This window comes from Nostoc sp. DSM 114167 (assembly GCF_052692655.1).
The window spans coordinates 6,445,999-6,456,218 of record NZ_CP195116.1; the positions used below are offsets into that span (position 1 = coordinate 6,445,999).

Below are 10,220 nucleotides of genomic sequence, written 5' to 3' on the forward strand. Positions count from 1 at the left end.
AATTAGCAAGCTTTGCGTAAAACTAACGCGATCGCAACTGAGAATTATCCAGACGTGACTGCAATCACTGTAAACCCACATTAGTGGTGTGACATAACCAAAAGTTTAGCAACTGCTGTTTGCTTAGAGAGGTGCAATGTCCAAGACAAGTATTCGTTGGGACTGGTTTATCGGAATTACAATATGTGGTTCAAGCATTTGGAGTCCAAATTGCGCTTTTGCCCAAATTATCCCGGATGGCACTTTGCCTACTAGTGTCAAATTAGAAGGAAACAACAGCATCATTTCAGGAGGAACCCAAGCAGGTGGCAACTTGTTCCACAGCTTTCGGGAATTTTCTGTTCCTCTTAACGGCGCTGCTTTGTTTAATAATGGAGTGGATATTCAGAATATTATCAGTCGGGTAACAGGTGGATCAGTCTCTAATATTGATGGGTTAATTGGCACAAAAGGCACAGCCAATCTGTTTTTGATTAATCCTAACGGAATTATTTTTGGTCAAGGTGCGAGGCTGGATATTGGCGGTTCTTTTGTAGGGACGACAGCTAATGCGATCGCATTTGGCAATCAAGGTTTTTTTAGTGCTTCAAATCCCGAAAGTTCTTCATCTCTGCTAACAATCAATCCTTCTGCTTTACTATTTAATCAAATCAAAACTGCATCTATCCAAAATAACTCAGTTGCTCCCTCCGGTTTAAATCCATCTTCTGAATTTATAGCAACGGGTTTGCGCGTACCAGATGGCAAGAGTTTGCTGTTGGTAGGCGGCGATATCAATATAAATGGTGGAGGATTGTTTGCTTTTGGTGGACGAGTCGAGTTAGGCGGATTAGCAGGTACGGGAACAGTTGGGTTGAATGAGGATGGTAATAATCTGAGCTTGAGTTTTCCCAATAGTGTAGAAAGAAATGATGTTTTTCTGAGCAATGGCGCCATAGTAAGAGCTACTGCTGTTAATGGTGGTAGTATTGCAATTAATTCCCGGAATTTAAAGATAATAGGAGAGAGCTCCCTGGTTGGAGGGATAGAAAGTGGACTAGGTTTTGATAATAACAAAGCAGGAAATATTGAGGTAAATGCAACTGGAGCAATTAGTCTTGATAATGAGAGTCAAATTGTTAATCAGGTGCGACGAGAAGCAAACGGACAGGCAGGTGATATCAATATTAGTGCTAGTACATTACAAGTGAAGGGAGGCTCACAGGTGAGTACTGGTACTTTTGGAACGGGTAAGGGTGGAAACTTAACCATTGATGCCCAAGATGTGCAAATTATTAATGGAAGTGCCGATCAGTTTCCTAGTGGCTTGTTTACTTCAGCAGAGTCAAACTCAGGAGATGCAGGAAATTTAACTATTAAAACTAATACCTTGCTAGTACGAGATGGAGCAGTGGTGGAAACTAGTACTTTTGGTGCAGGTAAGGGTGGAAACTTAACCATTGATGCTCAAGATGTGCAACTAATTAATGAATCAGCTGATGCTCAGTTTGGCAGTATCTTGAGTGCTTCTGCATACCCAAACTCAACAGGGAATGCAGGAGATTTAACGATTAAAACTAATACCTTGCTAGTACGAGATGGAGCAGAGGTGAGTGCTAGTACATATGGTGCAGGTAAGGGTGGAAATTTAACCATTAATGCCCAAGACGTGCAACTCATTGGTACAAGTATCAACAATCGGTTTTTCAGTAACTTAGGAACTTCCGCAGGGTCAAACTTAACAGGAGATGCGGGAGATTTGATGATTAAAACTAATACCTTGCTAGTGCGAGATGGGGCACAGATAAGTGCTGGTACATCTGGTGTGGGTAAGGGTGGAAATTTAACCATTGATGCCCAAGACGTGCAACTTATTGGTACAAGTATCGACAATAGGTTTTTCAGTAACTTAGGAACTTCTGCAAGGTCAAACTCAAGAGGAAATGCGGGAGATTTAACGATTAAAACTAATACCTTGCTAGTGCAAGATGGGGCAGTGGTGAATGCTGGTACATCTGGTGCGGGTAAGGGGGGAAATTTAATCGTTGATGCCCAAAACGTGCAACTCATTGGTACTGCCAATGGTCAGTCTCCCAGTGGCTTGTTTGCTTTTGCACAGCGAAACTCAACAGGGAATGCGGGAGATTTGACTATTAAAACTAATACCTTAATAGTGCAAGATGGGGCACAGATGAATACTAGTACATATGGTGTGGGCAAGGGAGGAAATTTAATCGTTGATGCTCAAAATGTGCAACTCATTGGTACTGCCAATGGTCAGTTTCGCAGTGGTTTGGCTGCTTCTGCACAGCAAAACTCAACAGGGGATGCAGGTGATTTGACTATTAAAACTAATACCTTATTAGTGCGAGATGGAGCTGCAATGACCGTGGAGAGTTTGGGAACAGGAACCGCAGGTATCATGACATTAAATTCTCGCTCCATCCGTTTAGATAACAACGCCTTACTTAGCAGTAACACACAAAGCGCTATTGACCCTAATAGGGAGCAGGCGACAATTAACATTAACTCACGAGATTTGTTAATGAGTCGCAATAGCAACATCTTCACCAACGCCAAAGGCGAAAACGTCATCGGCGGCAACATCAACATTAACACTGATTTCCTCATTGGTTTTGAAAATAGTGATATCAGAGCCGATTCTACTAACTTCCGTGGCGGAAATGTGCGAATCAATGCCCAAGGTATCTTTGGTATACAGTTCCGAGACGTAAAATCTGATACAACAAGTGACATCACTGCAAGAGGAGCAAGTTCTGAGTTAAGTGGTAATGTAGAACTGAACACGCCGGATATTGACCCTAACAGTGGCAACATCAACTTGCCAACAATACCAGTTGATACCCAAATAGCACAGACTTGTCAAGCTGGTGGAAATTTAGCTAAAAGCAGTTTTACAATCACTGGACGCGGCGGCTTGCCTCCTAATCCAGGTGAAGCTCTTAACACTGATGCAGTGCATGTAGATTTGGTGAGTCTCAATCCAAAGGGCGATCGCTCCTTTGTTCCCAGCAAAATAACTACCCCCGCACCAGAACCGATTGTAGAAGCTACTGGTTTGGCGCTAAACCAAAAAGGAGAAGTCGTGCTGACAGCAAATCTTTCCACCAATACGCCTCGTACTCCTTGGTTGAAGCCTACATCTTGCAGAGCAATTCGTAATTCGTAATGACGCGACGCTCCTGCGTCGCTAACGCTTCGCTATCGTGGACTCGCTACCGCTACGCTAACGTAATTCGTAATTTCAGAAAGTCAGATTCTAATCTGCGTTTTTTTCATCGAACTGCAATGCCATTGTATCGACTAACAATGCGATCACATCAACTTACAACTCGATTGTATTGACTTACAAGGTTATTGCATCAACTTACAACTCGATTGTATTGACTTACAACTCGATCGCATCGGCTTACAAGGTTATTGCATCGATTTACAATGCCATTGCATCGCCTAACAATGCTATTGCATAGGCTTAGATAATTTACAGCAGTTTTCATGTTTTTAGACCACACTGTTGATTCCTCTATGCGCTTAGAGTGGCTTTACATGAGATAAAAAAGATGTGGTATATTTACCCGAAAATAGCTGTAAAAGCCTCCTGTTAGCTTTAGAGGTGTAATGGGCATATTAAATGTGTACTTTATTATGCTAAGTGAGGACTGGGGAAAGGGGAAAGGGAATTCATGGTAAGGGATTTAAACCCTTTACCCCGTCAAGTTCACTTGGTGGACTACTAGAGCATCGCTGACTTTTCTCCAAAAGCGATCGCTCTTCACTGCTAATTCTGGCGTTGCATAGTTGTGGGACAACTGCCATGCAAAGGAAACTCTATATCATCCCACATTTATGCAACGCCCTAATTCTCAAGATTGCAGCACTCTACTTTTGGTTCAGTTGCAAAATCATTCAAACCCACAGCTTTCAACAGCGCCCTCCAAGAACTATCTTGCGAATTGATGCGACGCAGTTCACTAGCAGCACTCAGCGCTTCATACCAAATACCATTAGCCGCATAAAGATTTACTTGCTGGCGTGGTGTTGCTTTTTCCAATTGAGTTTTCAAAGCAGGTTTTAGTTGCTCCCGTTTTACATAGCCTTCAACATTAGCAATAATTTGGTTATCCTTCTGACAGTAGATGTTAAAATACCATCGGTATTGCTTGCCAATCTCTAAAGGTGCTGCTTTTGATGGCAAGCGAAGGTTTATTATTCCTGGTGTCCCCGTTAAAGAAGTTTTGTAAGTAGTCTGATTTTGTGCTTCATCTTCTAGCACAAACTCTCCAGATGCAAAGTCCGATGGATAAGGAACATAGAATACAAAACTAGGATGGTCTTCGATCGTGGTGCCAAACACCAATTCTGAGTTTGAATAAACAGGCACTAAAGCTGTGAGTTGCTTTTGAGAAGATGTCAGGGGCTTATTTATATCCTGACCACAGCCACGACTACCTGCTTCTGTTCGCTTACCTGGTTCCCCGATGTCTGGCGGTGGAGGCGGTGCTGCGAAAATCAATGATTGATTTAATTGTCCGTTGGAATTTGCAGGCTGTGCCTGCACACCTATAGAGCTAAAGAATGTTAAACTAACGGCGAGGAAAATTTGAATCTTTTGCATAGAAAATTTCATTTTTATTTATGCCTCAAGTTCTGCTTTGTTGTGAAAATAGGTAAATTGCTACTGTGCCGCCAGTAGCCACTAAAACCAAAGCTGACGGAACTAGAGGAACCCAAATCCCTTGGTAAAAGAGAATTAAGCAAAAAACGTATAAGACTCCAAGTACACCTCCTCCTGCTAGTACTAAATATAGTCTTGAGCGATCGCTTGCTGCGATCGCTACTGCTCCAACTACGGCAAACGCACCTCCAACCACTGACCAACTCCAAACCCACAAAACCTCGCCCCAAACAGGCAAAACTGATATCAAAGGTCGTCCATCCATCACCGCACTCACCAGCTGACTCACCATTTGTGCTTGCAGAATCACCCCTGGTATTTCTTCGGAAAAACCCTGCCCAGTCATATAAGGGGTAAGACTATAATCACGAAAGCTTTGGGCAGTAGTACCAATCAGAACAATTCGGTCTTTGACTTGTTCAGCGTTGACTTTACCCTTAAGAACATCTGTGAGTGTGACTTTAGCAGCAATTTCTCCAGGAGAATTTTGGAAAGAACGGTAATTAAGCAATATTTGGTAGCCGCCTGTATCTGCTTGTTGATAGCCACCCTTATGAGGTTGCAACCGCTTAAAAACAATCTTGCCTAACTGCAAATCTCCAGAATTATTGTATTTGGCAGAGATACCTTCTGCTTCTAAGTAGTGGAATGCCAATTGAGCATTAAGGGCATAGCGTGCAGTACAAGGGGAGGTTACGTCTGCTGGTTGCATTGCCAATAAATGACGACGCAGAACGTGGTCTGGATCTGGGACAATATCACTAAATCCTTGGCGTTCTAGCGGAACCCCTAAAGGAGGCGAAATTCCGGGACGTTCTTTTGTGAGTTCTTGAACTTTACAAATAGCAAAAAGTCTGTTGTCTGTTTTTAATTTAGCTGCTAAAGAAGCTTGGTTGCGTTGTGATGACTGATCGTGATAAATATCCAAACCAATGGCTTTGGGTTGGAACTGTGCAAGCTTTTCTAAAAGTCGGGTTAGTGCTAGATCCGATAGCGACCCTCTTCTTTCCTTTTGTTCTGGTAACTGAAAATCTTCTTCGGTAACAGTGACTATCAACAGGCGCGGATCTTGCTTTTCTTGGGGACGCGATCGCATTAATCGATCGTAAGCTTGTAACTCCCATGTTTGCAATCCTCCCATTTGTCGAACTCCTAGCACGCTGATGGTGAGCATCACACTTACTAGTAATCCCTTTGTGAGTAGGCCAATATTAGATTTAATTAGGGGCTTTGGCCAAGTCATCGGCATCGTAGCAGGATTTTCACAAATTATCGGTAACCAAGTTGCCCCAGGAAATTTGTCCTCTAATCCTTGCAGTTTTTCTCTGGCAGTGCGAACTGCAATATATAAAGATGCGCCTGAAGAAAAAGCTTCCAGAAAATGCCTTAAAAATGCTTGTGCCACAAGATCAGGTACAGGTTCCCGCATAACAATAATTTGGGGAATATGTAAATCTTGTAGTTCTCGCGCTAATCCCAATCCATCACAGGAGTTGAAAATCGCCAACTGTAACCCATTGGTGACGGCATTTCTCAGGGCATATTTCAGGTCTGCAATTGTTAAACTATCTTCGTCATTAATATAAATACGACCAGTCTCACCTTCGCTTTTACTATGACCAGCGAAAAATAAAATGTTCCAAGATTGGTTCCACAGTCGATCGTTAATCCGATCGCGTTGGGGCTGTGTCAAAAAAGTTGTGGTAGCATTGGGCAATTTTTTTAGTAATTCGCAGTCTTTGTCCACATCAATACCAGTTTTATCGCCCAAAATCGCCAATATTTTGATTTTGTGTCTGTAGATAGATGTCTGCAATCTAGTTACTTGTTCTGACTCTGGAAGACTCAAAGCTACTTCGGCTTTGGTGTAGTCCAAATCGAGCAAATCCCATAGATGCCAAGGAATTTTCTCTAGCTGCATAGAATCAGTGCGAATCAGCACTCGCACTTCCTCATCGGGCATTAAGTGTTTCAGGCATTTTTCCCGAATCCGCCAAAAAGACTCTGACTTTAGCCAGTGATTTAAGTGCGATCGCAACTCACAAGCTTTGTTTTGACAGTCATCACGCCGTTGGCTAATAGAACCATCGTAAATAATTTTTTTGGCTTTGATGCGGCCATTTCCTAAATTACAATAAGTTGACCGCCACTCGTCAATTGCTTTAGCTATTTTTATATTCGGAGGTAAGTGACCAGAGGTTTCTATACTGGGACGCTTACCATCTTCTCCAATCTCCAGCGTCACCCGCACCCCTAACTCCAAATCGCCATCTAGCTTCAGAACAACTAACTTTCCCATTTGCAGCACCCCTATTGTTTTTCGCTTCAGATGAGAAAACTTTCTATAACGCTAATATTCCCTAAGACCAATTTAATACTAAAACGTTCTCCCACCTCGCCACTAAACTGCAATTGAATATTTTTGTTAGTGCTTCTAGTTTGTGCTTCCATAATAGATTCTCCCTCTACTCCTTCAAAGTCAAGCACCATCAGTTGGAGATTTGCTGGCAGATAAATTTCTCCCCATTTAGGATGCACTTCTACGATAATGTCTATTTCCTGCTCCTTCTCTTGAATGAAACCAACGACTAGAATTACAGATTGGATGGTTCCTGTTTTTCCTAAATTAATCAGCTTACCTCTACTAACAAAAGAACCATTAGTACCTCTTAGACTCCAATCTGGATTTGCTCTTTGATAATCAAAGAGGGTTTCGATTTCTTGCCAACCAGCTTCAAAAATATTCTCCAACCATTGCTTTAATTGAACTAAATTCTGATTTAATTTCAGCGAATTATTGGCTACTTCCGCAAGCTTGACTTGAGAAAGTTCTTCTAAATACTCCAATAGATTGTCTAAAGGTTGCAATTTGTTAATGGGTAATAAATCAGTTTCTACCTGTTTGATAAATCCCAGTAGCTTTGCCTCTCTAAATGAGTTGCCAATCTGCACGGCTACATAGCCAATTCGATTTGACTGTACTTCTGGCGGCACATAAACAAATTCTGCATCTGACAATACTGGACGACATTCTAATAAGCCCAAGTTTTTTAGCGACAAATCAGCGACATCCATCAGTGTCTGTTGTATGATATTCCAACTATCACATTGATTCAAGTCTGTCTCAAATCCCATGCAACGTAAATAATAATTTACAAAAGACACAGATAAAGTATTAAGAAAAACTTGTTCGCTTTTTGCTTGCGTGGCTTGTTGTCTGCATAACTCTTCTGCTCGATGTCTTCCATCCACAGGTATCGGTGCGGAAAATGTTAAACTGTTGATGATTTTGCTCATATTTTTACCTAGCTGATTAGATGATATTAAACATCAAATATATAAATATTCATGGAACTTAGTAGCAAATTTTATCAAACAACGTTGGTAAAAACTATGGAGAGAAGTGATTCCAATACCCCATTCTGCCGAAATCTCTTTCCAGGAAATGCCAGAACATCTTCTTTGAGCTATAGCTTGAAAATTTGCCTCTGGATGACCTTTGATATGTTCCTTGCAAAAAATTAATTCTGGATCTGATTCTATAAATTCTCTTACTTCTTCAAATAAAGATATAGGTTGAGATGAGGGTATATTTTCCCAGTGAGAGTTTTCTAGATTTATTTCATTTTCTTTCCCAATAACTTTGGGGATAGCCTCTGGGAAAAAACGTTTAGTTAATAGCATGTTTACCCAAGTCATCACTTCGCCGCGTTCTGGATCGTACTTATTAATATTGTTGTCTTGACAAAGATAGAAAAATAAATTTTGTACTGCTTCATCATAGATATCTTCATAAACTAGTTGAAATTGACCTTTGTAAGGATGAACAAGCTTATCTGACTCCCAAATAACATTAATCAGGCGTGTTAGAGCTATCCGTTTTTCCTTGGTTAGGTGTGTGTATTGTTGGGCTGCGATCGCTAATTCTTTAAGTTGTACATCTAGTTGTTTTCTCCAGTCATTAGTCATAAAAGACCTCGAATCAAAACGCACCAAGTTGCGAATTCATATATATCTCATGGATCGATCGCAACTTTTACACAAACCAGCCACAATTGTTACAAAACTTTGTACTCATGCATTGAACTGGGGACTGGGAAGATTTGCCTCGGCGCAACACCAGATTCTTTCTTTGGTGTTCACGCTGACTTCCTTAGTAAGTTAAATTCTTCTTTGTGCCTGGACTTGGGGTGGAAGTGACTAGGTTCAAAAAGTTCACATCACCGAGTCAAAAAATCGCATCATTACTTCAGGCGTGGCCTATTCATAACGTTTCTGCAAGTGCTGAACCCTCGTAAATTGGCAAAGGTATTGCAAGAGGTCTAGTATTTATATAAATATTTACCTTACTAGGACAATACAGATGAAAGTTACTTAATTATGTACCAATACAGTTCAGTTAAGAAAAATTGTAGGTTGGGTGAAGCAAAGCGCAACCCAACAAAGCTATGAAAATGTTGGGTTTCGTTCCTCAACCCAACCTACACAACTTAAGGTTTTTGGCGCTAACTGAACTGTATTGTATTATGTACTTTTATTAAGTTCTAGCAAGAAGTTGCGTAAAATTATTAACTCGATCTGAATAACTTATCAGGCTCGTTTAAGCATCAGATGACAAGTTTAAACAGCATTTAATAAGAATATTGTTTGCGAAAAATGCACTTCCTGGCAGGAATGTACTGTATGGAGATTAGTAACGACGAGCTAGTAGCTTTACCTATAGAAGTCAAAGTAATAGCTACGCAACCAGAGCAAATTGTTGACCAGCCTTTAGTATCAAAGAGTAAGTCTGACTTTAAGACTAATGAGGAAAAACAACAACGGTTAACTACTTTAGCAGAAGACACACGACGTAGGCTAAAACGAAGTGCTACAGACATTTATTGTATTGGTCTAAATTTACTAGAAGCTCAAAATCTGATAGAGCATGGTCAATTTATACCTTGGTTACGGCAAGAGTTTGGAATGGGTAAAACTTCAGCTTATGAGTTTATTAACGTTGCTAAAGCATTTGAATCCAAATTTCCGATAATCGGAAATTTGATTAACAATATTACTCCTACTGCTCTATGTAAACTGTCAGCCCCTAGTACTTCCCAAGCAGCTAGAGATGAAGCAATAGATATTGTCAAGGCAGGGGAAGTAGTAGATCCAGATGTTGCTAAAAAACTCATCAACAAATACAAAACTTCTAAAATAGGCAAAAAACAGCAACAAAACGTATGTTCAACTAGGCAACAGAGTGATATAAATAAAGTAGAAACATTAACCTTACCTAAAGTTGAGGTTAGTCAAAGAGAAAAAATGGCTAACACTTCTATGCCACTTTCTGTTACACCTCAAAAAGACGAAATACAGAAATTGATAACTGAGCGTGACATCTATAAAGCGCAATTAGAAGTACTAAAAAGTGCGAACAATCAACTTCAGTTAGATATTGTAAAACTTCGTTCTAAATTAAACCTGTTATAAGTAGATTAATCAAATATTATTAAATAATCCAAATCCAAAATTCCGAACTAATTAGGTAATTTAGAGGCTGTTT

The 10,220-nt window shown here is 40.5% G+C and carries 7 protein-coding genes; 2 read left to right on the forward strand and 5 right to left on the reverse strand.

Features of this window, described 5'->3' with window-relative positions:
* Positions 1 to 136: 136 nt before the first annotated feature.
* On the forward strand, positions 137 to 3,169 hold the full coding sequence (locus NSTC731_RS27390) for a two-partner secretion domain-containing protein (RefSeq protein WP_445627707.1): 3,033 nt from the start codon (positions 137 to 139) through the stop codon (positions 3,167 to 3,169).
* A gap of 512 nt (positions 3,170 to 3,681) precedes the next feature.
* Here NSTC731_RS27390 and NSTC731_RS27395 read toward each other — a convergent pair.
* Genes NSTC731_RS27395 through NSTC731_RS27415 form a run of 5 tightly spaced genes read right to left on the reverse strand, consistent with a single transcriptional unit; the run spans position 3,682 to position 8,644 of the window.
* Entirely contained in the window at positions 3,682 to 3,816 is a 135-nt protein-coding gene (locus NSTC731_RS27395) for a hypothetical protein (RefSeq protein WP_445627708.1), read from the reverse strand.
* Positions 3,817 to 3,856: 40 nt separating this feature from the next.
* On the reverse strand, positions 3,857 to 4,615 hold the full coding sequence (locus tag NSTC731_RS27400; protein WP_445627709.1) for a DUF928 domain-containing protein: 759 nt from the start codon (positions 4,613 to 4,615) through the stop codon (positions 3,857 to 3,859).
* 25 nt (positions 4,616 to 4,640) lie between these two features.
* On the reverse strand, positions 4,641 to 6,974 hold the full coding sequence (locus NSTC731_RS27405) for a CHASE2 domain-containing protein (protein WP_445627710.1): 2,334 nt from the start codon (positions 6,972 to 6,974) through the stop codon (positions 4,641 to 4,643).
* Positions 6,975 to 7,000: 26 nt separating this feature from the next.
* Positions 7,001 to 7,972: a DUF1822 family protein gene (locus NSTC731_RS27410; protein ID WP_445627711.1), complete on the reverse strand. Its 972-nt coding sequence runs from the start codon at positions 7,970 to 7,972 to the stop codon at positions 7,001 to 7,003.
* Between the two features lie 33 nt (positions 7,973 to 8,005).
* The gene (locus NSTC731_RS27415) at positions 8,006 to 8,644 is read right to left on the reverse strand and encodes a sigma-70 family RNA polymerase sigma factor (protein ID WP_445627712.1); all 639 of its coding nucleotides are present in this window, start codon (positions 8,642 to 8,644) and stop codon (positions 8,006 to 8,008) included.
* Between the two features lie 714 nt (positions 8,645 to 9,358).
* Between NSTC731_RS27415 and NSTC731_RS27420 the strand changes: the two genes are divergently transcribed.
* Positions 9,359 to 10,147, forward strand: coding sequence for a DUF3102 domain-containing protein (locus NSTC731_RS27420; RefSeq protein WP_445627713.1), 789 nt, complete (start codon positions 9,359 to 9,361; stop codon positions 10,145 to 10,147).
* The last annotated feature ends 73 nt before the right edge of the window (positions 10,148 to 10,220 follow it).

What these genes read in the sequence shown, in the direction of transcription:
- NSTC731_RS27390 (WP_445627707.1), top strand. Translation starts at nt 137, where the DNA reads ATGTCCAAGACAAGTATTCGTTGGGACTGGTTTATCGGAATTACAATA.
- NSTC731_RS27395 (WP_445627708.1), bottom strand. Translation starts at nt 3,816, where the DNA reads ATGGCAGTTGTCCCACAACTATGCAACGCCAGAATTAGCAGTGAAGAG.
- NSTC731_RS27400 (WP_445627709.1), bottom strand. Translation starts at nt 4,615, where the DNA reads ATGCAAAAGATTCAAATTTTCCTCGCCGTTAGTTTAACATTCTTTAGC.
- NSTC731_RS27405 (WP_445627710.1), bottom strand. Translation starts at nt 6,974, where the DNA reads ATGGGAAAGTTAGTTGTTCTGAAGCTAGATGGCGATTTGGAGTTAGGG.
- NSTC731_RS27410 (WP_445627711.1), bottom strand. Translation starts at nt 7,972, where the DNA reads ATGAGCAAAATCATCAACAGTTTAACATTTTCCGCACCGATACCTGTG.
- NSTC731_RS27415 (WP_445627712.1), bottom strand. Translation starts at nt 8,644, where the DNA reads ATGACTAATGACTGGAGAAAACAACTAGATGTACAACTTAAAGAATTA.
- NSTC731_RS27420 (WP_445627713.1), top strand. Translation starts at nt 9,359, where the DNA reads ATGGAGATTAGTAACGACGAGCTAGTAGCTTTACCTATAGAAGTCAAA.